Source organism: Leptospira chreensis (assembly GCF_016919165.1).
GTDB classification, from domain to species: Bacteria; Spirochaetota; Leptospiria; order Leptospirales; family Leptospiraceae; genus Leptospira_A; species Leptospira_A chreensis.
Genome location: NZ_JAFFPS010000031.1, coordinates 1 through 25205, shown reverse-complemented (window position 1 = coordinate 25205; position 25205 = coordinate 1). Strand labels below are relative to the sequence as shown.

Annotated in this window: 25 protein-coding genes; 10 read left to right on the top strand and 15 right to left on the bottom strand. The window is 40.6% G+C overall.

Going from position 1 to position 25205, the window contains the following annotated elements; genetic code table 11:
* Positions 1–42: 42 nt before the first annotated feature.
* Positions 43–1446 carry an aspartate ammonia-lyase gene (locus JWG41_RS09530; RefSeq protein ID WP_205269696.1) on the bottom strand — a complete coding sequence of 468 codons (1404 nt, stop codon included), beginning with the start codon at positions 1444–1446 and terminating at the stop codon, positions 43–45.
* 65 nt (positions 1447–1511) lie between these two features.
* Between JWG41_RS09530 and JWG41_RS09525 the strand changes: the two genes are divergently transcribed.
* The 7 genes from JWG41_RS09525 (at position 1512) to JWG41_RS09495 (ending at position 4818) form a co-directional block, all read left to right on the top strand.
* Positions 1512–1868 (top strand): hypothetical protein, encoded by a 357-nt coding sequence (locus JWG41_RS09525; RefSeq protein WP_205269695.1) that lies wholly within the window; start codon positions 1512–1514, stop codon positions 1866–1868.
* A gap of 37 nt (positions 1869–1905) precedes the next feature.
* A complete protein-coding gene (locus JWG41_RS09520; RefSeq protein ID WP_205269907.1) occupies positions 1906–2586 on the top strand; it encodes an SH3 domain-containing protein in 681 nt (226 codons plus the stop codon).
* 93 nt (positions 2587–2679) lie between these two features.
* A complete protein-coding gene (locus JWG41_RS09515) occupies positions 2680–3060 on the top strand; it encodes a TIGR04452 family lipoprotein (RefSeq protein ID WP_205269694.1) in 381 nt (126 codons plus the stop codon).
* Positions 3061–3154: 94 nt separating this feature from the next.
* Positions 3155–3607, top strand: coding sequence for a Spy/CpxP family protein refolding chaperone (locus tag JWG41_RS09510; RefSeq protein ID WP_205269693.1), 453 nt, complete (start codon positions 3155–3157; stop codon positions 3605–3607).
* A gap of 3 nt (positions 3608–3610) precedes the next feature.
* The gene (locus JWG41_RS09505) at positions 3611–4135 is read left to right on the top strand and encodes an RNA polymerase sigma factor (protein WP_205269692.1); all 525 of its coding nucleotides are present in this window, start codon (positions 3611–3613) and stop codon (positions 4133–4135) included.
* Positions 4116–4379 (top strand): hypothetical protein, encoded by a 264-nt coding sequence (locus JWG41_RS09500; protein ID WP_205269691.1) that lies wholly within the window; start codon positions 4116–4118, stop codon positions 4377–4379. The genes JWG41_RS09505 and JWG41_RS09500 overlap by 20 nt, the downstream gene beginning before the upstream one ends.
* Positions 4380–4524: 145 nt before the next feature.
* Positions 4525–4818, top strand: coding sequence for a hypothetical protein (locus JWG41_RS09495; RefSeq protein ID WP_205269690.1), 294 nt, complete (start codon positions 4525–4527; stop codon positions 4816–4818).
* A 25-nt stretch (positions 4819–4843) separates the two neighbouring features.
* Here JWG41_RS09495 and JWG41_RS09490 read toward each other — a convergent pair whose 3' ends face one another.
* The 13 genes from JWG41_RS09490 to JWG41_RS09430 form a co-directional block, all read right to left on the bottom strand.
* A complete protein-coding gene (locus JWG41_RS09490) occupies positions 4844–5530 on the bottom strand; it encodes a sulfite exporter TauE/SafE family protein (RefSeq protein WP_205269689.1) in 687 nt (228 codons plus the stop codon).
* Positions 5508–5708: a cbb3-type cytochrome oxidase assembly protein gene (locus JWG41_RS09485; RefSeq protein WP_205269688.1), complete on the bottom strand. Its 201-nt coding sequence runs from the start codon at positions 5706–5708 to the stop codon at positions 5508–5510. The genes JWG41_RS09490 and JWG41_RS09485 overlap by 23 nt, the downstream gene beginning before the upstream one ends.
* The gene (locus JWG41_RS09480; protein WP_205269687.1) at positions 5690–8152 is read right to left on the bottom strand and encodes a heavy metal translocating P-type ATPase; all 2463 of its coding nucleotides are present in this window, start codon (positions 8150–8152) and stop codon (positions 5690–5692) included. Before JWG41_RS09480 ends, JWG41_RS09485 begins: the two co-directional genes overlap by 19 nt.
* On the bottom strand, positions 8149–8637 hold the full coding sequence (locus JWG41_RS09475) for a FixH family protein (RefSeq protein WP_205269686.1): 489 nt from the start codon (positions 8635–8637) through the stop codon (positions 8149–8151). The genes JWG41_RS09480 and JWG41_RS09475 overlap by 4 nt, the downstream gene beginning before the upstream one ends.
* A gap of 2 nt (positions 8638–8639) precedes the next feature.
* Positions 8640–9959 carry a cytochrome c oxidase accessory protein CcoG gene (gene ccoG / locus JWG41_RS09470; RefSeq protein WP_205269685.1) on the bottom strand — a complete coding sequence of 440 codons (1320 nt, stop codon included), beginning with the start codon at positions 9957–9959 and terminating at the stop codon, positions 8640–8642.
* 2 nt (positions 9960–9961) lie between these two features.
* Positions 9962–10492 (bottom strand): c-type cytochrome, encoded by a 531-nt coding sequence (locus tag JWG41_RS09465; protein ID WP_205269684.1) that lies wholly within the window; start codon positions 10490–10492, stop codon positions 9962–9964.
* A 5-nt stretch (positions 10493–10497) separates the two neighbouring features.
* Entirely contained in the window at positions 10498–10647 is a 150-nt protein-coding gene (locus JWG41_RS09460; protein WP_135578242.1) for a cbb3-type cytochrome c oxidase subunit 3, read from the bottom strand.
* A gap of 4 nt (positions 10648–10651) precedes the next feature.
* Positions 10652–11347 (bottom strand): cytochrome-c oxidase, cbb3-type subunit II, encoded by a 696-nt coding sequence (gene ccoO / locus JWG41_RS09455; protein ID WP_205269683.1) that lies wholly within the window; start codon positions 11345–11347, stop codon positions 10652–10654.
* Positions 11347–12777, bottom strand: a complete 1431-nt coding sequence (ccoN, locus tag JWG41_RS09450; protein ID WP_205269682.1) for a cytochrome-c oxidase, cbb3-type subunit I — start codon at positions 12775–12777, stop codon at positions 11347–11349. The genes ccoO and ccoN overlap by 1 nt, the downstream gene beginning before the upstream one ends.
* A 190-nt stretch (positions 12778–12967) precedes the next feature.
* Positions 12968–13939, bottom strand: coding sequence for an LA_0442/LA_0875 N-terminal domain-containing protein (locus tag JWG41_RS09445; protein WP_205269681.1), 972 nt, complete (start codon positions 13937–13939; stop codon positions 12968–12970).
* 210 nt (positions 13940–14149) lie between these two features.
* Positions 14150–15592, bottom strand: a complete 1443-nt coding sequence (locus tag JWG41_RS09440) for a glutamate synthase subunit beta (protein ID WP_205269680.1) — start codon at positions 15590–15592, stop codon at positions 14150–14152.
* Positions 15585–20162, bottom strand: a complete 4578-nt coding sequence (gene gltB / locus JWG41_RS09435; RefSeq protein WP_205269679.1) for a glutamate synthase large subunit — start codon at positions 20160–20162, stop codon at positions 15585–15587. Before gltB ends, JWG41_RS09440 begins: the two co-directional genes overlap by 8 nt.
* Before the next feature lie 196 nt (positions 20163–20358).
* Positions 20359–21639: a hypothetical protein gene (locus JWG41_RS09430; protein WP_232373901.1), complete on the bottom strand. Its 1281-nt coding sequence runs from the start codon at positions 21637–21639 to the stop codon at positions 20359–20361.
* Positions 21640–21709: 70 nt separating this feature from the next.
* Between JWG41_RS09430 and JWG41_RS09425 the strand changes: the two genes are divergently transcribed.
* The 3 genes from JWG41_RS09425 (at position 21710) to JWG41_RS09415 (ending at position 24517) form a co-directional block, all read left to right on the top strand.
* A complete protein-coding gene (locus tag JWG41_RS09425; RefSeq protein WP_232373900.1) occupies positions 21710–22612 on the top strand; it encodes a TPM domain-containing protein in 903 nt (300 codons plus the stop codon).
* Between the two features lie 95 nt (positions 22613–22707).
* Positions 22708–23349 carry a hypothetical protein gene (locus JWG41_RS09420; protein WP_205269677.1) on the top strand — a complete coding sequence of 214 codons (642 nt, stop codon included), beginning with the start codon at positions 22708–22710 and terminating at the stop codon, positions 23347–23349.
* On the top strand, positions 23336–24517 hold the full coding sequence (locus tag JWG41_RS09415; RefSeq protein ID WP_205269676.1) for a helix-turn-helix domain-containing protein: 1182 nt from the start codon (positions 23336–23338) through the stop codon (positions 24515–24517). The genes JWG41_RS09420 and JWG41_RS09415 overlap by 14 nt, the downstream gene beginning before the upstream one ends.
* A gap of 20 nt (positions 24518–24537) precedes the next feature.
* Here JWG41_RS09415 and JWG41_RS09410 read toward each other — a convergent pair whose 3' ends face one another.
* A complete protein-coding gene (locus JWG41_RS09410) occupies positions 24538–25074 on the bottom strand; it encodes a shikimate kinase (RefSeq protein WP_205269675.1) in 537 nt (178 codons plus the stop codon).
* Between the last annotated feature and the right edge of the window lie 131 nt (positions 25075–25205).

The window sequence follows — 25205 nt, the reverse complement described above, 5'->3', positions numbered from 1 at the left end:
ATTTTCTCTAAAAATAAAAAGAAATCAAGAAATAATCCAACCTCAAATTGTATGAGGTGATGTGAGAATTTCGGGTCTTAGGATCTCTTTTAATTTTTTTTCATCTAATAAACCGAGTTCAAGAACGATGGATTCAACAGACCTGTTTTCTGATAGCGCTTTCTTTGCTACAAGGGTGGCATTCTCATACCCAATGTATGGATTTAAAGCAGTGGCAAGTCCTGCAGAAGTTTTGACTCTGGATTCCAGTAGTTCTCGGTTGGCAGTAATACCATTGATACAATTGATTTTTAAAGTTTTACAACCAGCTGTTAGGTGCTCAATACTTTTGAATAGGCTATGAGCAATGATAGGTTCAAAGGCATTCAATTGGAGTTGTCCCGCTTCGGAGGCCATGGTGATGGTGATGTCGTTTCCAATCACTTCATAAGCGATTTGGTTCACTACTTCTGGAATGATGGGATTTACTTTCCCAGGCATAATGGAAGAACCTGCTGCCTTCGCCGGAAGATTGATTTCATTAAACCCACCTTGTGGTCCGCTGGAAAGGAGTCTTAGGTCATTACATACTTTGGAAAGTTTGGTCGCAATCCGTTTGAGTACGCCAGATAACTGTACAAAGGCGCCTGTGTCTTGTGTGGCTTCAATCAAATTGGGAGCTGCTTCCAGGCTAAGGCCAGTGTCGTTGGATAAAATATCGGTAACAATCTGAGAATACCGAATGTCTGTATTAATTCCTGTACCAATGGCTGTGGCACCTAAATTGATTTCTCCAATGAGAGAGGTTGCTTCTTTCAATCGGCTGATATCTTCACCTAACATGACATCGTATGTGGAAAATTCTTGGCCGAGAGTCATAGGAACAGCATCTTGTAATTGGGTTCTGCCAATTTTTAAAATATCTTTAAACTCTTCTGATTTTCTGCGAAAAGCGAATTGGAGCTCCTCCATAGCCGCGAGTAACCCTTTGATGGCAAAAACCGCAGCCACTTTCAAAGATGAGGGATAGACATCGTTTGTACTTTGTGACATGTTGACGTCGTTTAACGGATGGAGGTGGGTATAGTCTCCTTTGGCAAAACCATTCATTTCTAGGGCAATGTTTGTGATCACTTCATTAGCATTCATATTCGTGGAAGTCCCGGCCCCACCTTGGATCACATCCACTACAAATTCCGAATGGAATTCGTTCGCAAGGATTCTGTCACAAGCATCGGTGATCATCTTTGTTTTTTCTTTGGAAAGTTGGCCCAGTTGTAAATTGGCTTTTGCCGAAGCCCTTTTGATATAGGCAAGGGCCCGCACTAAGTCGGGATAAGTGCCAATGGTTTTTCCAGTAATGGGGTAGTTTTCCAAGGCCCTTAGGGTGTGGATCCCCCAGTAAACATCCGCGGGGAGATCTCGTTCCCCCAAAAGGTCGTGTTCTCTGCGTATGGTTTGGCTCATAGGTTTCTAAATTCTCTTGGATAGGACGAAAGATACTCGACCAAATCCAAATGGGAAGAAGATTTATGTTGCCGATGTCCAAAATCCGATCTTTCCTCCTCCTCTCCATTTCCTTCCTTTTCCTTTCGTCGCTTCTTGGAAAGGAAAAACAACCGACAGGTGCTTCTTGCAAACAAAAGGAAGAAACTGTAAAAACCATTTTCCAATTATTACCCGAATCGGAAAGGTCTTGTGTCGATATTGCCAAACTCGTACTGACAGAAGAAGATGAAGAGGGCGAAAAATTGGACAAAGAGTATTCAGAACTCTTCTTAAAGGTATGTGAGCTCAAACGGAAAAAACTTTCCTTGGAAGAAATCCGAGAGAATTTGGGGATCACAAAACAATGCTCCCTTGCGGTGAATGTCTCGAAAAAGAATTGATTCTTTAAGCCTTCGGAGTATCCTTTTTGCAAGTTTTATGCTAAAATACAAGATTGCTCTTTTTGTTTTCCTTCTTCCATCGGTTCTTTTGCCTTGTGATCCCTTCCCTCCGAAGACCTTAACACCTATCGATCATTCGGCGAAGGACAAAAGTTTTAACGAATTCAAAACCAAATTCCTAAAAATTCTGAAAACCAAAGATCGAAAGGCCTTGGAAGAAGTAATCGATAATGACATTCATTTTTCCTTCGGTGCGGAAGCGGGGAAAAAAGATTTTTTAAAATCATTCCAACTAACAGAAAAACCATCGACTTCCAATTTTTGGGAATTGATGGAGGAAGTTGTGAAATTAGGCTTTCGTCAGAACAAAGAAGGCCAGATGGTGGCTCCTTATTTTTTTGAAACCTTCCCTGGCGATTACGATCCTTTCACTCATTACCTTATCATTGGAAAGAACGTCAATGTAAGAGAAGATGCCTCCAAAGAATCTAAGTCCATTACGCAGCTTAGTTATCAAATTGTTAGATCAGAAGCAGATGATTTGGATGGAAGGCGTCTCGAAAAAGAAAGTAATTGTAATTGGAAGAAGATTTGTACACCACAAGGGAAACCTGGTTATGTATGTGACAGGTTTTTACGTAGTCCTCTTGACTACAGAGCTTTCTTTGAAAAAAAGAAAAACAATTGGCTCCTCACAATCTTCATTGTGGGCGATTGACCGTTGTTAAATTGAGACTCTTTGTTAGTTTTTTCTTGAAACAGAAATATAGATAGTTTAGATTTGGTGAAACCATTATCCAAGGAAACATTTATGTTAAAAAAAATACTTTTTGTTGCTTTAGCGTTTTCGCTAACCAACTGCTTGATCTTAAATCCTGCAGGTGCAACGATTGATCGTGAAAAAGGATCTGTAGTAGCTTCTCGAATTACAGATGCGGCCATCCAAACCGATCTTATCAATTCCACTGTTTTGGCAGGAAGACCGAGTATCTCTCTTATTAGTTTGCTTGCGGGCGATATTGCAAGCATTGACCCTGCAAAATACTATGTAAAAGCGGATGTGGATCAGTGTATTGCTGATATCCAAGGATTCAAAGGTTTTTTACTTGGATCACTAGTGGCCAATATCATTTCTTGCCAAGATTTGAAAACAGATGGTTTCATTACTGGAGATCCGTTCCCTAGTTTCTAATTTTTTTTTAAATTCCCTGCCTCTTTTTTTCTGGGGTAGGGAACCCTACCTCCATCTTCCGGGTCATATTCACCAAACAAACAAGGTAGGTTTTATGATCTCTCTCAAACAAGTTTTAAAAATTACAACAACAGTCGGTCTTGTATCGGTGATGGCATTTGCATTTGGAAATTGCCGTGGACACAAAGATTTCGAAAAACGCATCGAATGGGTGGCTTCTAAACTGACATCTAAACTCGATTTAGATGAAACTCAAAAAGCTAAATTGGAAACCATCAAAGCGGAACTCATTGCCAAACACAAGGAAATGAAACCAAAACATGAATCTTGGGCCAAAGAGATGGCAACACAAATTCGTGCAGAAAAAATCGATACGAAGTTATTGGATAAAATGAGTATTGATAGAGAAACTCGCCACCAAGAGATGCGTAAGTTTTTCCAAACCAAACTCGTTGAATTCCATGCGGTATTAAAACCAGAACAAAGGGAAAAATTTGCTGATTTAGTGGAACGTTTCGCAAGTCGCCACCAACCACCGGAAGAGTAAACAATGCTTGAGTTTGACTTCGAAACAGTAGTCAAAGAAACCAAATATTTGGTTCTAAAAACGGTCGGTGATACCCTCATCGACCGTTTTGATGATGCAACCGAAGATGTGGTTCAGGAAGTTTACTTCCGGGCTTTCAAATCTCTAGAGAAGGGTGGGTTCGATGGAAGGTCCAAAATTTCTACTTGGATCTACACCATTGCTCGTAACGAATCTCTTCGCATGAATGAAAAACGGTTGAAGGAAGAAGAAAAGGCAAAACGATACTTAGTCAAAAACAAAGTTCAACTTTCGGGTGTAAGGGAAGAGTCTAGATGGGAAAAAGAAGAATGGATCGAATCCATGCTTGGACAAATCCCTGAAGTATACCGCCAAACCCTTCGTCTGTATTTGGCTGGAAACACGATGGAAGAAATTGCAAAGGAATTAGAGATCCAACAAGGAACAGTGAAGTCACGTTTGTTCCGAACCAAAGAGTGGATCCGCAAACATATACCAGGAGGAAAAAATGAATTCCAAGAATCCTAAAAAATGGGAACAACTTTTGAATGATTCTGATTTCGAATTGCGGTTGGTACGTTCTACCAAAGCAAGAATTCGAACGGAAAAGACAAAACGGAGAGTTTATGCCAGCTTGGCAGCGTCCGCTTTAGTCTTTTCCCTATTTTTTTTCAATGAATTTGTCATTGAACCTTCAGAACTTTCAACTAACATGCATTACTTGGTAGATGAACTAAGTTCAGAGTCCATTGTGAGTTTGAGTATGGATTGATATTTATCAATGATAAATATCAGGGATTCCCTAAAGGAGTTTTTTAAAAAGAGAATGATTTAAGTTTTCTTTTCTGTCATACTAAACTCAGGGAAGTGAAAGTATGAATGCCTGCATCCTCTACCTCAACAAAAAGAGAATTGAAATGATTAAATTTGAATCCGATCAAATGCGATCTAAAACTTGGGAGAAACCAACAGAGGCAGATGTCTGGGATTTTGAAGACATTACAAACACTTTACAATCACCGAACGAGGTCATCCTTGTTGGGGAATCGGAACTCAATACTCAATACAAACGATGGTTAGTCAATCATGACAGAAACTTAGCAAAAAAACTCATTGCTGTGATTGGAAATACAAACGATACCAAAATCAATCAAGATATGGTCAGTCATTTCAAAGAGAAATACTTCCGAGGGAGAGGTTTCCAGTCTTAAATTGAATTTAGTTTAGGAAGATATGTCACAGTAGATGGTCGCAAGACTCTCCGTGGGCATGAAAGAACAAACGATAAAGTAAAAAACTAAGAGAAGTTAGAATCACCACTGTACCAAAGGCGGGAATCCATTTCGTTGGGATATGCTGTCTCCACCTTCCAACAAAAAATCCAAGGCCCGTGAGCGCAGGAACCGTTCCCAAATAAAAGAAAAACATCACAAGACCTCCCGTTAGCAGATTTCCAGTGGCGAAGGAAGCAGCATAAGCAGGATATAAAACTCCACAAGGGAGAAGGGCACTGACGATTCCAATCCCAAATCCAAGTCCATTTTTACTAAACTTAGAACGCACATGCTCTAAAAACTTTCGAATCCCTTTTGGCAAAGAACCAAAGGAAGAGGACTTGCCACCAGTATAAGTTCGAATGGCAAATAGAATGAGGAACAAAAAAGTAAAAACGCCGGCTACCCCTTTAATAGCAGTTAGATCCCCCAAAGCATTGGCACCTTTCCCAAAAAATCCAAGTACCATACCTAAAAAAGTATAAGAGATGACTCGTCCTAGATGATAAAGATAGATGGGAACTGCTCTCCCTGATTCTGTTTGTAAAAGAGAAACAAAAGGCCCACACATCACCAAACAATGAAAACTGCTGATAAATCCATACAAAAGTATGGAACCAAAAAAGCTAAGATTTGCTAGTTGGTCCATCTTGTGAATTTGGTTTCGTTTGGGTATTACTTTGCGGATATTCTTCTTCGAAGAACATTCGATACTTGGGAGACTCTATGTCTTCAAACTGACCTTTGCGAAAGGCTGTGATAAAAACATAAAGAAAGAAGGCGGCAATACACATTGCCATGGGGATGGTTAAGTAGAGGGCTTCCATTGGGGGATCCTAAATCTAATGGATAGAGAATTGAGAAGGACTGTCAAGCTAGAACAAGCCATAAACACGGCACAGATCACAGGTAACATCAGTCCAAACATGGCTAGAGGCAACATGATGGAATTGTAACAGAAAGAGATGATGATATTCTGTAAAATCACCTCTCTTGTTTTTTTAGCAGAGAGTAGGGAATGGACCAGTCCATTTAAATTCCCTGAAGTCAAAACCACATCTGATTTTTCTAGAGAAAGATCCTCTGCCTCTGTATGAGAAATGGATACATTGGCTTGTGCCAAAGACAAACTATCATTGATCCCATCTCCCACCATGATGACTATATTTCCTTTGTTTTGAGACGAACTGATGAGATTTCTTTTGTCTTCTGGGGAAAGGTCGGATGTATATTTTTCAATTCCCAGTGATTCAGCAATGAATCGTACCGCTGGATAACGATCCCCAGAGAGGATGGAAATGTTCGGAACAAAGTGTTTGAGTAAGGATACAAAAGAACGGGTGCCCGGTCGGATTTCATCTGCGAGTAGAAAATTTCCTAAATAGATTCCGTTCACTGCAAGTAGGATTAAAGAACCTTCTCCTTCCGGTAAAGTTTCCATAAGAATGTTTTCGGATTCAAGAAGAGATTTGTTTCCTATGAGAACTGCAAATACTTTAGAATCTATTTCTAAATTTGCTTTCACACCTTTTCCGGGAATATTCTCTAAATTGAGTAATTGGATGCAGTTTGCTCTATCTTTGACAGAACTAAAAGGTTCTAGATACTTCACAAGGGATTTGGCTAATGGGTGGTTTACTTCTTTTTCTACTCGGTAAACAAGAGGTAGGTGGTCGTCAGCCACGGAAACTTGTCTCACTAAAAACTTACCTTCGGTGAGAGTCCCTGTTTTGTCTAAAAAGATGGTATTGGCTTTTGCCAGTGCTTCCACAACAGAAGGATTTTTTAAAAGGACTCCTTTATCCGCATTCAGAATATGATTGGTGACAAGGGCTGTCGGAACTGAGATCCCTAAAGCACAAGGACAGGCCACAATAAGAACCGAAATGGTTGTGACAAGGCTCTGTTCTAGATTTCCTCCCGATACAAAATACCAAACAAAGAAACAAAGGATGGCAAGTCCAAAGACAACAGTGATGAAATAGGATGCGATTCTTTCTGTTAAAATTTGTAATTTAGGTTTGAGATGTAAGGCTTCTTCTAACCGTAGTTTGAGGGAGGACAAGGTGGAGGCATGGTAATCGGAACCCGCGATGATAAAGGCTGGGTTATCCATAGCAAGAGAGCCAGCAAGGATGGGGTCACCTTTTTTCTTTCGAATGGGTAAGGACTCACCAGTCAAAAAAGATTCATCCAGATAAGTTTGTTCAGAGATAAGAACGGCATCCACAGGGATTCGTTTCCCTGGGGCCACTCGGATGGTATCACCGATTTTGATCTCAGTACTCGGGATCAAACTTTCTCCTGATTCAGTCACACGGATGGAGGTCTCGGGGAGTTTACAAAGAATGGATTCGAGTTTATCAGAAGCAAAGACCCTTGCTTTTTCTTCGAAGTATTTCCCTATCAAAATAAAGAAGTAAATCATTGCTACCGAATCAAAGTATACTTCTCCAATGTCAGTGAGTGTTACATAAACGGAATAGAAGTAAGCCATAGAGATTCCTAAAAATAACAGGAAGTCCATGGATAGGGTGCGCCGTTTGACGCTTGTTATAAATCCGGACATAAACGGATATCCAGAATACAAATATGCAGGGGTGGCAAATACCCAGGAAGCATAATGGAAGAGACGTTTGATGTCCAAATCAATTCCAGAAAAATATCCCGAGTATAAAGCCACACTCAAAATCATAATATTACCAAAACAAAATCCAGCCACACCAATCCGAAGGAGTAGGGTTTTTAGCTGTTTTGTTTTTTCGAGTGTTCCTTCTGTTGGGGAGAATAGGACTGGTTTGTAACCAATGGCACGGATGAGTGTTAGGATACGGGAGATTTTGATTTTAGAACGATCAAAACGAACTCTCGCTCGCCCAGAAGCGAAATTGATTTGAGCAGAAAGAATCCCGTCTTCTTCATTTAAAACTTTTTCATTGATCCAAACACAAGCAGAACAATGAATATTTGTGATTTGAATCGAAACTTCGGAATAGTCTCCCGATGTACGAACAAATTTTTCGTATACTAGATCGTTTTCAAGTTCCGTATCTGAGTCCTCGATACGAACGGGATCGAGTTTGGTATTTCCTTTTAAATTATAATAATAACTTCCACCTAACGAATTGATAATGGAATAAACCGTCTCACAACCTTCGCAACAAAATACCTTTGTATCGCTTCCAACCTTGGCTTCAATCCTCACCAATCGGATGGGATTCCCACAATGGTCACATTCGGTTTTTGTTGCGTGAGTTAGGCTATCGTTCATTGCACTAAGATCTTTCCTTCTCTTTCAAAGGATTTGCCTTCAATGTCTGCAACCAGTCGCAAATTCCAAGTTCCCTTTTCTACAAGAGGGATTCTTCCACTAAAACCATTGGCATTTTGTTTTAAGTTGTAATGTGCTGTGTTCTTTGTGGTCGCATTTCGTTCCAGAAACACTGTGATCGAACTTGCTTGGGTGAGGGCCCCCGCTTTTTCTAATTGCACAGCGATTTCAGATTCTCCTAAAGGTAGGATGGTTTGGTTGTCCCAGTTGGATTTAATCAGAAAACCTTGTTTCAAAAGTTCTTTTTGATTCTCGATGGCCTTTTCATAGTTCAGACCAATTTCGTAATAGTTTTTATCCATTACAGGTTCAAAACTTTTGTAAGTGAGACGGATCGTGTAAAAAGTAGCCGCCACAAGGGCTGTAAAACTAAAGAGAACCACATACATGGCACTTCGTAGACTTGGGTGTAAATCTTTAAACATCACTACCTCCTTGGTAATGTTAAGGAGAGTTTTTTCTCCAATCGTTCGTCTGGATCCTCTGCATTGTTTAATACAATGGAACCTGGTAAGTAACCTTCATTTAATTCTTGTTCTGTGAGAGATTCTGTCTCTAGAACCACAGAGATACTTTTAATTTCGCCTGATCCTAATTTGAATTGGTTGTTTTCTTCTCCAGAACGAACTAGAATTTTTTTCCCATGTCTTGTATCAAAGGCAGAGAGTTGAAATTCTTTTTCTACCGGAGCAATATTTTGAATACGAAGGGCCACAAAGGCCCTGATTTTATTATCAGGAATCAAAATCGGTGGCATCGATTTATTGGATGCTGCAATCATCGACATAGGACTTCTTGTGATGAGCTGAATGGTTGCACCAACGATGACAACTGTAAGTAGAATCGCGTAGATAACTGTCCTTGGTCGAATCCATTTGATTTTTTCACCAGTTTCAATTTGTTTGAGAGAAAAATATCCGATCAGTGTTTTTTTGTTTTCTTTTGCCATGATGGATGTACAAGCATCCACACATTTTCCGCAGGCCACACAACCTACTTGAAGGCCATCGCGAATATCGATACCTGTGGGACAAACCACCACACACATATTACAAGATATACAATCTCCAATTTTGGTTTTTCCATCTCGACGAGGTTCCCCTCGTTTGAAGTCATAAGTCACATTCCAAGAATGTTCATCCATAAGGAGGGTTTGGAATCTAGCATAGGGGCAAGCATAACGGCAAAACTGTTCTCGGACAAATCCGATATCGATAAACATCGCCGCTGTAAAAAATAATGTATAATAGAAGTAAGTTTCTTGAAATGCGGCAAGGTTTAGAAACCCAGCTAACATTTCATAGGGACTGACAAAGTAGGCAATCCAATGGAAGGAAGCAATGAAGGAAACCACAATCCAAAGAAAATATACAGTGAGTTTTCCATGAAGGGAAGCATCCTTCTTTCCATATTTTGAATTCAAAACAAACCGACCAATTCTATCGAATAGATCGGTATATATGGTTTGGGGACACCCCCATCCGCACCAGACTCGGCCAATGACGGAGGTGAAAAAGAAAAGAGAGAGACCCATTGTCAGAAGAAAAAACCATAAGATTAAACCTTCTTGTGGGATAAAAAGACCGCCAAACAGGTGAAACATCCTACGTGGGATGTCCAGCCGAATGAGGGGGCTACCATCTGATAACACCACCCATGGAGCTGCTAAAAATAACCCCACGAGAAAACTCATAACGAAATTTCTTCGTGTTCTTACTTTTCCTGATTGAGGTCTTGAAATGATCATCTTTATTTAGCCTTTACCAAACTATCATTTTTAGTAGCAAGCCATGCCATCACGGCATACACTTTTTCAGCACCTAACCCTTCCCAAGCAGGCATTCCCCCTCGGTTGAGTTTTTGTCTTTCAGGTCCTACACCTTTCATGATATTGTTGAACACTTCTTTATCGGTATTCCCGTGAAGCCAATCTTTGTCTACAAGACTTGGTCCGACAGCACCTTCGGCAGTTGGGCCATGGCAAGCAGAACAAATTTGTTTGTAAGTTCCTTCACCTTCTTTGATAGCTACTGCATCATCACGATAAGGGTTCGATCCGTCTTCTGCATTCACAACCACCGCTTGTTTTGCTGGGAATTGTGCTTCATGTTCGGCAACTTCCTTTTCAAAGGCAACGTCTTGTGGCCATTCGGAATACCAGTGAAAGTATACAACATAACCTATGGAAACGATGATACTGATGAGCCAGACCAATTTCCACCAAGTGGGCATGGGGTTGTCGGCTTGGAAGATTCCGTCTACTTCTTTTGGTTCTTTCATTCGTATTAATCCTCCTCAAGCATTCTATACTTGGGTTTCTCCATTTCGTCTTTCGTACGTTTTTTATAAACGTAGTAGGTGATGTAAGAGATTGCGATCACGAGGATCGGCAATCTCAGACTTTTATAAACGAGTAGAATATCTGCTTCGTTCATGATTTTACTTCATACCTTTTTGCAATTCAGCAGAATCTCTTCCCAGTTTTTGCAAATATGCAACGAGTGCCTCTCCTTCGGTTTTGTCCTTTAGAAGAGAAGGTGCGTTGGCAAAGTCTTCGTCTGTGTAAGGAACGCCGATGGTTTTTAGAGCCTTCATGTTAGATAAAACTTGTTCTACATCAATCTTGTGAGATGCTTCGAATAACCATGGATAGGCTGGCATAATCGAGTTAGGTACACCTCCCACAGTTCTTGGATTGATCAAATGGTTTTTATGCCATTCGTCAGAGCGTAACATTTGAGATTCATGAGCTAGGTCTGGACCTGTTCGTTTAGATCCCCAAAGGAATGGGTGGTCATAAACAAACTCACCACCTTTAGAGTATCCAGCTCGTCCATAAGCCTTCGCTGGGTCAAAACGATCCACTTCCCATTTGAATGGACGAACCATTTGCGTATGGCATCCGATACATCCTTCTTTTTGGTAAGTGTCACGACCTGCCAGTTCCAATGCCGAGTAAGGTTTTACAGTGGAAATTGGAGTTACCGTTTTTGTTAGAAAAAATGGAGGAACCAGTTCGAAAAGTCCACCAATCACAACGGCAATCGTTGTATACAGAGTAAACTTAACACCTTTGGTGTCCCAACGGTCTGCAATTTCAGAAAACCAATCTAAGAATTTATTAAATCCTAACATTATGATTTCACTCCTATACGTAAGTCTTGTTCTACAAACCCACTATCTTTGTTTTGAATGGTTTTGATAAAGTTATACACCATCAGTAAAATTCCTGTTAGATAGAGTGTTCCTCCAATCGCACGGAATAGTCGGAAAGGTTTTAAGAACTCAACAATTTCTACCCAGTCTTTATATACGAGTTCGCCGTTTTCACCAACTGCTCGCCACATAGAACCTTCCGTAATTCCAGACACCCACATAGAAATGATGTAGAGTAGGATACCGAGAGTCCCGAGCCAGAAATGAGCGTTGGCAAGTTTTTCGCTATAGAGATTGGAGTTCCAAAGTCTTGGCACTAGGTAGTATAAAGCTGCCGCAGACATAAATCCCACCCAACCGAGAGTTCCTGAGTGAACGTGACCAATGATCCAGTCAGTGTTGTGTCCAAGAGCGGAAACAGCACGAATGGAAAGTAGTGGACCTTCAAATGTTGACATACCGTAAAAAGTGATAGCAGCTAACATCATTTTGAGGGTAGCATCCACTTTGATTTTGTCTTTGGCTTGAGTGAGTGTTAAAAATCCATTGAGCATTCCTCCCCAAGAAGGCATCCATAACATGATGGAGAATACCATCCCTGTTGTTTGTAACCATTCTGGAATTGGTGAGTAAAGTAAATGGTGAGGACCAGCCCAGATATAAATAAAGATTAACGACCAGAAGTGAATGATCGAAAGTCTATGCGAGTAAATGGGTTGTTTGATGTGTTTTGGGAGGTAGTAATACATTAGTCCCAAAAACGGTGTTGTAAGAACAAAGGCTACTGCGTTGTGTCCATACCACCATTGGATGTTGGCATCAAACACACCTGCGTATACCGAGTAGGATTTTAAGAATCCTGCTGGGATCACAAGGTTGTTTACGATAAAAAGCAGTGGAACTGTAACAAAAGAAGCAATGTAGAACCAAATCGCTACATACATTTGTTCTTCTTTTCGTTTGATCACCGTCATCAGATAGTTTGCAAAGAAAATCACATACCATACAACAAGCAATAAGTCGATAGGCCATTCTAGTTCGGCATATTCTTTTGATTGGCTGTATCCAAGTGGTAATGTAATTGCAGCTAGGACAATTGTTAAGTTATACAATGCCAGGTGTATTTTGGAAAGTGTGTCGTTCCACATTCTAGTCCGACACAATCTTTGTACCGTATGGTAGGCTGTGGCGAAGATAACACTCAATGCGAATCCAAAAATGGCTGCATTGGTATGTAGAGGTCGTAACCTTCCGAAGCTCGTCCAAGGTAATTCCAAATTCAGCTGTGGATATACAAGCTGGAAGGCAATAATGACACCGAATGTCATTGATGCAACGCCCCAGACTAACGCTGAAATGATAAACCCTTTTACGATAAAATCGTCATATTGAGTTTTTTCCGTAGCCAATGTTTCTCTCCTTAATCTTTATCAGTTCTGTATGTATAGAGAACTAATTCCTTTGTATTAAAAAGGACGAAGAAAAGAAAGAAAAACAGGTTGGGGTTCTTATTGTGACCCCTTGATATTTGTCAAGGGGCTTTGAGACTTAGAATTAATCTAAAAAATTGGAATGGAGGGTAAGACCTCCTAGCGGTTGTTAGAAGGTGAGTTCATATCCTAATTGTGTTCTGTGTTCGATACCACGATCTCCAGCAATCGCTGTTGGGTGGTATCCCACGCGATCCACTGAAGAATGCATAAAGAATTTTTCTTTGCGTGTGTCTTCCATACTGAGTCCCGTACCTGTAGGGTGGAAGTAGTAAGCATCAAAAATATTCCAAAAATATACGAGCAGAGTTGCAACTCCAATGTATTGCATATCTTGGTAATGTTTTTCTACAGACTCTCTTTGACCCTTGAAAGGCCCAAGTTGGCTTGCAACCACAGCTTCTGCTGGTGATACAGTGGCAGCACTTTGAGGAGAGAAAGCCGCTCTTATATAACCATTCGTTGTATAAGGGTTTTCTAAATTGTTATAATCACGTTTGGCATTTAAATACATACGGTGTTTGTCGTATGTAAAAAAGAGCCCAAGAGCAACGATGGATGGATATACAATTGCTTGCACCTTGCGGCCTTGTTTCCATTGGCCCCAACCAGGAAGAACAGCCGATCTCCAAGTAGCACCACCTCTGGTAAGGTTTTTGCGATCTGCCTCAGCAAGTTTTGCTTCTTCTTCTTTTTTACGTTTCGCTTCGGCATCAGCCGTTGCATTTTTGGCAGCCAATTCTTTTTCTAACTTTGCTGCATCTTCTTGTTCTTTTTTGAGCCTTGCAGCTTCTTCTTTATCTTTTTTGGCTCTTTCTTTATCCTCTTCTGCTTTTCTGAGTTTCTCTTCTTCTGCAGCAGTTAGGTGGTCTTTATAAACCACTTTGAGAATATCGGTTTTGTTGAGAACAACTGTAGTTCCGTCTTCTTTCCGAATTTTTAGCTTGTATTGGTCTTGTTCCACCACCTTACCTTGGAGAGTTCCCCCTTTTTTGAGAAGGATGTTCTCTGCAGATAGGTTAGTTGCGATCACTACCAAAAGTGTTGCGATTTTAATATATTGTGTAATAGTCAGTTTCAAGGGTATCTCAAGTGTTGGAATATTATATAACAATCTCTATAGTGTTACTAGCTACGTTTCAATTGATCTCTCCAATGATTTTTGCAATTTGGAAGTTAGGCAAGAATTTTTTTGCCAAAGAGGGTTCGAAAGTAAATCCACATTTGGAAACAAATTATCCCTGTTACGACAAGGTATGTTCCAAATGTGGTTCGTAGGAAAGGTGGGTTTTTAAGCCTCTACGTCTTGCATAAGGAAGTGGTGGACTTGGTCAGCACACTTCCTTCCTTCAGAAATGGCCCAAACAATGAGGGATTGCCCTCGTCTTACGTCCCCGCAAGCGTACACTTTCGGTACAGAAGTTGCAAAAGATCCTGATTTTGTTCCAAAATCAGCCTTCACATTCCCGCGACCATCAAGTTCCATCCCTTCTTTTTGTAAGTCAGCGATGAGTCCTTCTTTGATGGGGTTTACAAATCCCATGGCAAGGAAAACCAAATCGGCAGGCCATTCAAATTCGGTTCCTGGAACTGGATTGAATTTTCCGTTTTCCTCTTTCACTTCCGATCCGTAAATGGCTGTGACTTCCCCTTTTTCGTTGGATTTGAAACCCATAGTGGAAACGGCCCATTTACGGCTCACACCTTCCTCGTGTGAGGTGGATGTGCGGAGCATTTTAGGATAGAGGGGCCAAGGAGTAGAGGAGTCTCTTTCTTTTGGCGGCTCTGGAAAAAGTTCAATTTGAGTGACAGACTTAGCACCTTGGCGGTTGGAAGTTCCTACACAATCGGAACCTGTATCCCCACCACCAATGACGATCACATGTTTGTCTTTCGCATTTATGATTTCGATATCGTCCCCTGCCACATGTTTGTTGTTTTTGGACAAAAAGTCCATAGCGAAGTGAACCCCTTTGTTCTTTCTACCTTCCACAGGAAGATCTCTTGGAACTTCGGATCCGCAAGCAAGGACTACAGAATCAAAATCAGCTAATAATTGCTTTGCGGTGATATCCACACCCACGTTCACATTGGTTTTGAAAGTTACACCTTCCGCTTCCATTTGTTTCATACGTCGGTCGATATGTCTTTTTTCCATTTTGAAGTCTGGAATTCCGTAACGGAGTAGGCCACCAATACGATCATTTTTTTCAAAAATAGTAACTGTATGTCCCGCACGAGCTAACTGTTGTCCTGCGGCAAGACCTGCTGGTCCCGATCCTACAACGGCTACTTTTTTTCCTGATTTGGAAGTGGGAGGTTGTGGGATGACCCATCCTTCTTCCCAAGCACGGTCAATGATGGTTCTTTCAATGGATTTGATAGAAACTGGAGGTTCAATGATTCCTAAAGTACAAGCCGACTCACAGGGAGCAGGGCATAACCTTCCTGTAAATTCAGGAAAGTTATTAGTTTTAGAAAGGTTTTCCCAAGCTTCTTTCCAACGACCTCGGAATACAAAGTCATTGAATTCAGGGATGAGGTTATCCACAGGACAACCTGTATCACCATGGCAGAAAGGAATTCCGCAGTCCATACAACGAGCGCCTTGGTCTTTGGCAACAGCCTCAGGAAATGGTTTTTCGAACTCTTTATAGTTCTTAACTCGTTCCTTCGGTTCAATCTTTTGAAGGTATTCTTTTTTAAATTCTAAAAATCCTGTTGGTTTACCCACGAGCTGTTACCCCCTCTTTGTTTGGTTTTCCCGATGTAGTTTCTTCAGACATTTTTTCTAAAGCTTTTTTATAATCTCTCGGAATCACTTTGATCATTTCTTTGACGACTGTTTCCCAATTGTTAAGAACTTCTTCCGCTCGTTTGGAACCAGTGTAAGTTTTATGATCTTCTACCATTTTTTTCACTTCTGCAATTTCTGATGCATCAGTTAACGGATCTAAGTCGACCATTTCTTTGTTGATGAGTGCTTCTTTGTTTTTCTTTGGATCCCAAAGGTAAGCAATCCCACCAGACATACCCGCAGCAAAGTTTCGTCCAATGTCTCCAAGGATGATGACCCGACCACCTGTCATATATTCACAACCGTGGTCACCTGTTCCTTCGACGATGACATGAGCGCCTGAGTTACGAACACAAAAACGTTCGCCGGCAATACCATTCACATAAGCATTTCCGCTGGTCGCTCCAATAAAACATGTGTTACCGATAACGATATTTTCTTCTGCTTTGTAAGGAGCTGTTTTTGGAGTTTGGAAGATGAGTTTTCCACCACAAAGTCCTTTCCCTACATAGTCGTTTCCTTCTCCAATCAGACGAAGTGTCATTCCTTTGGTAACAAAGGCACCAAATGACTGTCCTGCGGTTCCAGTGAATTCGATATCGATGGTGTCTTCGGAAAGACCATCCACTCCATATTTTTTAGTCACTTCGTGACTGAGCATGGTTCCTACCGAACGATTTAAGTTCACGATAGTAGTTTGGATTTTGACCGGTTGTTTGTGGTCAATGGCAGGGAGTGATTTACGAATCAGTTCGTTGTCAATTTGTTCATCCAAATGGTGGTTCTGTTCTTTCGCGCGGAATAAACCTGTTGGAAATACAGGAGTTGGTCTATGGAGAACTTTTGTAAAATCAAGTCCACGTGCCTTCCAGTGGTGGTGAGGTCTTTTGAATTTGATTTTTTCCACTTGGCCAATCATTTCTTCAAAAGTTCTAAATCCCAATTTCGCCATGATCTCTCGCACTTCTTCTGCGACGAAGGTCATAAAGTTCACAACATACTCTGGTTTGCCGGTAAATTTGCTTCTTAAGAATTCATCTTGTGTCGCAACACCTACTGGGCATGTATTCAAGTGGCATTTACGCATCATGATACAACCCACAGAGACGAGTGCGGAAGTAGAGAATCCAAATTCTTCAGCACCGAGGAGTGCTCCCACAACCACATCTTTTCCCGTAAGGAGTTTTCCATCCACTGCAAGATAGACGCGGTCACGAAGTCCGTTCGCAACAAGAGTTTGGTGGGTTTCAGAAAGTCCAAGTTCCCAAGGTGTTCCTGCATGGTGGATCGAAGAGATAGGGCTTGCACCGGTTCCCCCTTCATGTCCTGCGATGAGGATATGATCTGCGTGGGCTTTTGCAACCCCAGCAGCCACAGTTCCCACACCGGATTCAGAAACTAGTTTTACCGATACCCTTGCTCTTGGGTTTGAGTTTTTTAAATCGAAGATGAGCTGTTTTAAATCTTCAATCGAATAAATATCATGGTGAGGAGGAGGGGAGATCAGTGTCACACCAGGAGTGGAGTAACGCAACCATCCAATGTATTTGTCTACTTTGTGTCCTGGAAGCTGTCCACCTTCTCCTGGTTTTGCGCCCTGTGCCATTTTGATTTGGATGTCATCAGCATTGGTGAGGTATTCCATAGTCACACCAAAACGAGCTGAGGCAACCTGTTTGATCGCCGAACGCATGCTATCTCCATTCGGAAGGGTTTTGAACCTCACTGGATCTTCACCACCTTCCCCTGTATTGGATTTCGCACCAATTCGGTTCATGGCAATTGCAAGTGTTGTATGCGCTTCCCAAGAAATGGATCCATGACTCATCGCTCCCGTTTGGAAACGTTTCAGAATGGATTTTACAGATTCCACTTCTTCGATTGGGATCTCTTTGGATCCTTCGAAGTCGAGATGGAATAAACTTCTAAGAGTGATGGCTTTTTCGTTTTGGTTATCGATCAGGCTAGAAAACTCTTTGAAAATTTTGTAATCGTTGTCTTGTGTTGCTTTTTGCAATTTATGTACAGTGATCGGTGTATAGAGATGGCTATCTCCATTTTTACGATAGTAATGTACTCCGCCTGGTTCCAAGTTGTTAGGGAAAAAAGTCGGATCATATGCCGCTTTGTGGCGACGAACCGTTTCTTCTTCTAACATCTCAAGCGACAATCCTTCGATTCTGGATTGAGTTCCTGCAAAGTAAGTATTAACTAACTCGGAATCAAGTCCCACTGCTTCAAAGATTTGCGCACCACAATACGATTGTAATGTGGAGATACCCATTTTTGAAAACACTTTGAAGAGTCCTTTCCCAATGGATTTGATATATTTCTTTTTGGCTTCTTTGTAATCGGAGACCTCTGGAAGTAGGCCTTGTTGGGAAAGATCAGAAATGGTTTCAAAAGCAAGGTATGGGTTGATGGCGTTGGCACCATAACCACATAACAATGCGAAGTGGGCCACTTCTCTTGGTTCCCCAGATTCAAGAACAATTCCTGCTCGAGTACGAAGTCCTTCGCGGATCAAATAGTGGTGGAGTCCTGCGACGGCGAGTAGTGATGGAATGGCTGCTTTTTTCTCACCCACACCATGGTCAGTGAGGATGATGAGGTTCACCCCTTGTTCCCGAACCGCTTTGGCCGCATCCGCACAAACACGATCGAGTGAGTTTCTCATATCATGTTTTTTGGATGGATCAAAAAGGATTTCAAAAGTTTTGGCTTTGAAATGGCCTTCACTGATTTGTTTGATTTTTTCAAAGTCTTCGTTTGTGAGGATAGGATGTTCCAATTCCAAACGGTGAGCATGTTCTGGTTCTTCAGAAAGAAGGTTTCCTTCTGGGCCAATGTATGTTGTAAGCTCCATCACGAGTTCCTCTCGGATCGGATCGATCGGAGGGTTTGTGACTTGTGCAAAGTTTTGTTTGAAGTAACGGAATAGGGGCTGTGGTTTTTCACTGAGGACAGCAAGAGAGGAATCCACACCCATAGAGCCGATCGGTTCTTCTCCAGAAACTCCCATCGGTTTGATGATGGTGAATACATCTTCGTGAGTATAACCAAAAGCCCTTTGGCGTTCCAAAATGGTTTCGTGTTGCGGTTGTTTTACGTTCTCAGGATCTGGTAGAGATCCGAGGCGAATCATATTGTCTTCTACCCATTTGCGGTATGGTTTCTGAGTTGCGATTTGTTTTTTGATCTCTTCGTCATCAAGGATCTGGCCTTTTTCCATATCGATGAGAAGCATACGGCCTGGACGAAGACGATCTTGGATTAAAATTTCTTCTGGTGGAAGGTTGAGTACTCCCGCTTCCGAAGACATGATGACTTCATCATCTTTTGTGACGATAAAACGTGCAGGACGAAGGCCATTTCTATCGAGAGTGGCTCCAATGATACGACCATCAGTAAAGGCAATGGCTGCAGGTCCATCCCAAGGTTCCATAAAGGTTGCATGGTATTCGTAGAACGCGCGTCTGTCGGCATCCATTGCTTTGTTTTTAGACCAAGCTTCTGGAATCATCATCATAACGGAGTGAGGTAAAGACCTTCCTCCCATGACAAGTAGTTCAAGCACTGTATCAAAAGTTGCTGTATCTGATTGGCCTTCCATTACGATCGGAAGCATTCGGCGAAGTTCATCCCCGTAAATGGGAGACTGCATCACCATCTGACGAGCGGCCATCCAGTTCATGTTCCCACGAAGTGTATTGATCTCTCCGTTGTGAGCAATTTGACGGTAAGGGTGAGCTAAATCCCAAGTAGGGAAGGTGTTCGTCGAAAACCTTGTATGAGTCAAACAAAAGGCAGAAGTTAAATCGGGAGATTTCAAATCTTCATAGAATTTTTTAACTTGGTCACCAAGTAACATCCCTTTGTATACGATGGTACGTGAAGAAAAACTAGGAACGTAGTACTGAGAACGATCTAGTTTCATTTCTGCACGGATTCGTCTGTCGATTAGGCGACGGATAAGGAATAGTTTTCTTTCGAAGTCGTCAGAGGTTTTGTTTTTTTTGGATTTTTTACCAATGAATACTTGTTTGAATACCGGAATGGTTTTAGAAGCAACAACGCCCGCATATTCTTTGTTAATGGGAACATCACGAAATCCAAGGAACTCTTCTCCTTCGTCTACGATGATTTTTTCAATCACGTTTTCTACGGCGGTTCTTACTTCTGTATTCTGCGGAAGGAAAAGAAATCCTACAGCATAATCACCTTCTTTCGGGAGAGTGAAGGGGAGATTCTTTCTAAAAAATGCATCTGGGATATTGATCATGATCCCTGCACCGTCACCGGTTTTTGGATCAGCCCCTTCGGCCCCTCGGTGTTCGAGGTTACACATCAGGCGGATCCCTTTGTCTACGATGTCGCGGGAGCGTTTGCCTTTATAATTTGCGATAAAACCAACACCACAGGAATCTTTGTCCATGGCAGGATCATACATACCTTGGGCCTGTGGGCCGAGTGGCGGAAGGATGGGTGGTTGGTTAGATTTTGACATACGTACCCTACACTAAAGCAATTACTGTACCTTGTTTTTACATTTGGGTGTACTGTCCAATTATTTTGTTTTCAGCAAAATGATTTATTTTTAGGCAGAGCGAAACAGTCTCAAATGCTCGCACTCGGTACATTCTGCTTGTTTATGGATCATTTTGCCTATTTGAAAATCTAGATTGAATTCTGTCTAAAAAATCCTAGAGTACAAGAAACAAGCGAACTGCAACTTCCATAGGAAGATCGCTTAAATCCCAACGCTCCCAATCCGAGGCTTCATAGACCTCTTTAGTTAGTTTTAAGGCATCTCCCAAATCCTGTGATGGATCATCGAGGGAATCGGCAAGGGCTTTCGCTTTTTCGTAAGCAAGTTTGGTTTGGATGTGTAGGATTTTTCCCGGCAACTCCAAATGGCCCATTTTATCAGAGTTTTGGATCCATACTTTTTCTTCGGTGAGTTTCCCATCCTTCAGAGAAGAGAACAAATAACGGTCTTTAGAGGATTCGATTCTATATTGGGTTCCTTGTTTCTCATGAATCCAAAAATAATATTGAGCTCCAAAGGATAAGTATCCCAAAAGAAACAAAAGGACTCCCCAAACCCAGTTGGGATTATCTTTTGCGCGAATCGTGATCACAAAAAGAAATAAACCCAAGTTCCCAATCGCTAGAAGACTTAGCGAAAAATACCAATTAGCGTTTGTAATGTGGTGGACCCATCCGATCGGAAACTGGGGAGGCGGAATGATTCCCAATGGAAGTGAATCCTTCGGGGAGGTAGTATCTGTTTTTGATTTTTCTTTTTGAAAATCAATAGAGGGATTCGTTTTTTTCTGTAAATCAACATTGGATTCTAATTTTTCATGCGGTAACTTTGGTTTGACTAGAAGTTCCTGGAATGGTTTCCCCGTTATTGTTTCCACAGGCAGGGGAAAAATTCGAAAGAGTTTTCTAAATTCTCTGGAGAGTTTTGTATAACGACTAAAACTTTCCTGACTATCTTTATATTTTCTAACGGAGACAATGGCTACAGGAAGTAACAATCCAGATTTATGGTTTAAATAGATTGTATCGGTATACAACCTCCCATCTTTTTTCGATTCTGATTCTGATTTGATTTGGTAAGAGAGAAATTCGGCAAAAGGAAAAAGGATATCCGGTTCGAGTGCGGAATCTCCAAACCGAATCTCTTCTTTATTTTTATCAATCACTAGCTCGTATGAAAATATTTCTTTATCTTCATACGATTGATAACACATAAAACTAAAAGGAAGAAACATCAGTAAGGTGAATAAGAGTCCTATTCTTCCGATAGGATTTCCTTTCCCCATCCAAATTCCGGAAAGTGCCAGTATGGCCCAAAAAACAATCCCAAAGAGGATCAGATAATCACTGAAAGTCCCTGCTTTTACTAATACAGAATCAGATAAAAAACTTGTTTCCACGCCCGAAAAATCTCTTTGATTTTTTTCATTTGTCAACTACCCTAATGCGATGCATTTTATATTTTCTAGCCTTCGCGTCAGTTTCTTTGTTTTTTTTCTTATGGGAATGGTTTCTTTAGAAATCTTTGCCAAAGAAATTCCCACTTTAGAAAGAAGAGTCACTTGGGAGACAGGAACGATTACCAATGCGGATGCTGAAATTTGGGATTTGTCCTTAAAAGAACACGAAGAAAAAACCACTGATCAAATTGCCGTCCTCGTCGTACGTTCGTTAGAAGGTGAGATTTTAGAAGAGTACAGTTTAAAAGTCGCAGAAGAATGGAAACTTGGACAAAAAAATCAGGACAATGGAGTCCTCATTTTACTTTCCATTGAAGATAGAAAGGTAAGAATCGAAGTGGGGTATGGATTGGAAGGAATTCTCACCGATGCCTATTGCAATCGTGTGATCCAAAATACAATGATTCCCCATTTTGAATCCGGCAATTACGAAGAAGGAATCACTGCTGGTCTCAAGGAAATCCTTACCACTTTGGATACGGGAGTGACCCCGGAAGAACCTACACTCTGGGAAGAATTCCAATCCTTTCGGGGCATCGGAGCCAAAGAGGGTTGGCATTTGTATTTGATTGGACTAATCTTTGTCGGGATCATTTTTCTTTTCGCAACCATCTTAGCCTTTCACAAAGAAGATAATAGTTTTTGGGTATTTTTCTTTTTACTCGTTTTTTTCCAGTGGGTTCCTTCTATTTTTTACGGATTTTATGGTTGGGTTTTTTGTAATTCCATTTATATCATTGGATTTCCTTTTGTGCGCTTAACAAGAAATAGAATTTCTTGGGTGAAAGCCATATCAGATAAAATTTCCAATTCAGTGGTTTATTCTTCGGGGAGTTCTTCTGGTGGGGGATGGAGTTCCGGAGGCGGATCTTCCAGCAGTGGTAGCAGCGGCGGGTTTAGTGGAGGAGGCGGAAGTTTTGGAGGTGGAGGTTCTAGTGGGAGTTGGTGAATCGCCAGTTTTAACAAAAAGTGACATAAGCTGCTTGACAAATATGGAAATAAATGGTAATATTTGTCATATGCCGAAAGTCGGAGGAAGTGACGTTGGAAAGCTTAGAGATATATAAATTAAAGTCTTTGATGGAACGAGAATTTGATTCAACTTTTATTAGAGCCATATTCGAATTGCACAACTTCAAATTGCGCAAAATTAAAGAACTGCAAAATGAAAGGAAGGGAAAGATAGCGAACTGGATTCCACATTACGCTGGAAATTTCTTTTTTGACGAATTGGAAAGCAAAATGGAGGAACTCGGTTTCACAACATTAAGGAAATCGTTCAGAGGATATAAATACGTAGAGATTGTTACAGATAATTTTCGATTATTTACTACTTCAAGTAGCGAGATTTTCGGAATAAAAGATAAACCAATACTAGAAAAATATACAATAAGGGATGAATCTAGCTATCTATTTCCTAACATGGAAAAAAAAGAGGGTAAGGATACTCGAATTCCTTTATTTATCGTTAGTGAAAAAACGAAGGATGGGTTAGATTTTTCAGTTTTAAAAATAATTGCAAAAGTTGAAAATGTTTGGGATGAAGGCCTTTGCATTAATGTTCTAGAAAATTTATCTAGAACAAATATTGATGAAGAATCACTTGTTCACGAAAATCTTCCACCTGCAATAGAAAAACTGGAATTCCGTAATTTAAAAATTCGAAGTAATAATGAGGAAGCTTAAGTTTAACTATAGAAAGTTAGCAGAAATTAGAAGAATTCGCGGATACAATCAATCAGCATTGGCCACAGAAATAGGTTTATCTAGAAACTCTATTTCATTGTACGAGAAAGGTAATACCTTTCCTGAATCGGAAACGATTCACAAATTGGCGAATGCATTGAATGTTCCTGCAACTTTCTTCTTTAAAGAAGATGAAGATGATTTTGCGATTTCCTCCCCAATATTTTTCAGAAAATTTGCTTCGTCAAATTTAACTCATAGGTTAATGGCGGAAGGTAGAACAGAATGGTTGGCAAAAATTTATTCGATACTTTCAAATTATATCAGTTTCCCAACTGTTAATTTACCGGATTTTAATAAGAGTCCTTTTTTAATTGAATATAGCGATTCTGAAATTGAGAGTCTTGCTGAGGAAACTAGAGCTTATTTTGGATTAGGACTAAATCCTATTGGGAATTTGATAAATATTTTAGAATATAAAGGTATTATATTTGGGAAATTTTCAATTGCTAATTCCTTAGATGCATTTTCACTCTGGATGAATTTTAGAAATAGTAACGTACCATTCATTTTGATTGATCAAATTAAAGATTCGCCAACGAGAACTAGATTTAACTGTTCACATGAATTGGGTCACTTAGTTCTTCACAAAAACCTATCACTTAATCTTATAAATGACAGTTTTGCATTTAAACGTATCGAAGAGCAAGCCGACGGGTTCGCTAGTGCCTTTCTAATGCCTAAAGAGAACATCTTTTCTAAAGTAAAGCCAAGTTTTGGTATCGATGAATTAATGAAATTAAAGAAAGTTTGGGGCGCTTCTGTGCAGGCAATAATAATGCGCGCTAATAAGTTGGGGATATTTAACGATAATAAGAAAACATATTTGTTTAAGAAGCTTAATTATTTGGGGTTAAATCGTCGTGATCCCATTGATGATTTAATTAAAACCGAGAGTCCAAGTCTCCTCAAGGAATCCATAAATAAACTTATAAACGAAGCAAATTATCCGATTATTAATGAGATATTGGAATCGCTATGTATCAGTGTTGACGATTTAATAGAACTAATCGGATTGTCTGACGAAAATTTAGAAATAAATAAAATTCTTGAAGCGTTAAGTAAGAATAAGCCAATGCTTACTTTGATACAAGAAAGTAAGGCTTGATAAACCTTCAAATGACTCCTTTATTTAGATTTAAGTCCTAGCCAATCTAAGATCCGTTCGGCGGCTTCTTCTTTGGAAAGTTTGGAAAGGTTCAATTTAAAATGAGCGGCTTCTTGGTAGATAGGAAGTCGTTTTTCTAAAATAGAACGGTAAGATGTTTCTTTGGAAAGGTCGGGCCTTGTGGAATCCCCCTTTACCTTTTCTATGAGTTCTTCGATTCCCCGTTCCAAATACACAATCCTTCCGAAACTTCGGAGAAGGTTTAATTTTCTTTGGCTTGGAATTTCGTTTCCGGCTTCGTCCAAATCAAATAGAATTCCGCCCCCACAATCCAGAATGATCCCATCGGCCCCTTGTAATTTTTGTAAAATTGAATATTCTAATTCGCGAAAGGCCTTCCAGCCCGATTTTTCTACAAATTTAGGAATGGGAACCCCGCCCGCTTCGTAAACGACAACAGAATCGGTAGAAACGACGGGGAACTCGGTTTGTTTGGATAGAGAGCGAGAGACCTTGGATTTTCCAGCCCCTCTTGCTCCAATAAAGATAATGTTCATAAACTAAGGGTTAATTTTGAAATGAATCATTAGAAACTATACGTTTAACAAATCAGCAAGGCCGGCTTGTAAATCAGGAATATGAACAAAATAAGTTTCGATATCTGCTTCTGTAACGCCTGTTTGACTGA

Coding starts and splice junctions, on each gene's coding strand:
- JWG41_RS09530 (WP_205269696.1), bottom strand. CDS start 1,446: ATGAGCCAAACCATACGCAGAGAACACGACCTTTTGGGGGAACGAGAT.
- JWG41_RS09525 (WP_205269695.1), top strand. CDS start 1,512: ATGTTGCCGATGTCCAAAATCCGATCTTTCCTCCTCCTCTCCATTTCC.
- JWG41_RS09520 (WP_205269907.1), top strand. CDS start 1,906: ATGCTAAAATACAAGATTGCTCTTTTTGTTTTCCTTCTTCCATCGGTT.
- JWG41_RS09515 (WP_205269694.1), top strand. CDS start 2,680: ATGTTAAAAAAAATACTTTTTGTTGCTTTAGCGTTTTCGCTAACCAAC.
- JWG41_RS09510 (WP_205269693.1), top strand. CDS start 3,155: ATGATCTCTCTCAAACAAGTTTTAAAAATTACAACAACAGTCGGTCTT.
- JWG41_RS09505 (WP_205269692.1), top strand. CDS start 3,611: ATGCTTGAGTTTGACTTCGAAACAGTAGTCAAAGAAACCAAATATTTG.
- JWG41_RS09500 (WP_205269691.1), top strand. CDS start 4,116: ATGAATTCCAAGAATCCTAAAAAATGGGAACAACTTTTGAATGATTCT.
- JWG41_RS09495 (WP_205269690.1), top strand. CDS start 4,525: ATGATTAAATTTGAATCCGATCAAATGCGATCTAAAACTTGGGAGAAA.
- JWG41_RS09490 (WP_205269689.1), bottom strand. CDS start 5,530: ATGGACCAACTAGCAAATCTTAGCTTTTTTGGTTCCATACTTTTGTAT.
- JWG41_RS09485 (WP_205269688.1), bottom strand. CDS start 5,708: ATGGAAGCCCTCTACTTAACCATCCCCATGGCAATGTGTATTGCCGCC.
- JWG41_RS09480 (WP_205269687.1), bottom strand. CDS start 8,152: ATGAACGATAGCCTAACTCACGCAACAAAAACCGAATGTGACCATTGT.
- JWG41_RS09475 (WP_205269686.1), bottom strand. CDS start 8,637: ATGTTTAAAGATTTACACCCAAGTCTACGAAGTGCCATGTATGTGGTT.
- ccoG (WP_205269685.1), bottom strand. CDS start 9,959: ATGATCATTTCAAGACCTCAATCAGGAAAAGTAAGAACACGAAGAAAT.
- JWG41_RS09465 (WP_205269684.1), bottom strand. CDS start 10,492: ATGAAAGAACCAAAAGAAGTAGACGGAATCTTCCAAGCCGACAACCCC.
- JWG41_RS09460 (WP_135578242.1), bottom strand. CDS start 10,647: ATGAACGAAGCAGATATTCTACTCGTTTATAAAAGTCTGAGATTGCCG.
- ccoO (WP_205269683.1), bottom strand. CDS start 11,347: ATGTTAGGATTTAATAAATTCTTAGATTGGTTTTCTGAAATTGCAGAC.
- gltB (WP_205269679.1), bottom strand. CDS start 20,162: ATGTCAAAATCTAACCAACCACCCATCCTTCCGCCACTCGGCCCACAG.
- JWG41_RS09425 (WP_232373900.1), top strand. CDS start 21,710: ATGGTTTCTTTAGAAATCTTTGCCAAAGAAATTCCCACTTTAGAAAGA.
- JWG41_RS09415 (WP_205269676.1), top strand. CDS start 23,336: ATGAGGAAGCTTAAGTTTAACTATAGAAAGTTAGCAGAAATTAGAAGA.
- JWG41_RS09410 (WP_205269675.1), bottom strand. CDS start 25,074: ATGAACATTATCTTTATTGGAGCAAGAGGGGCTGGAAAATCCAAGGTC.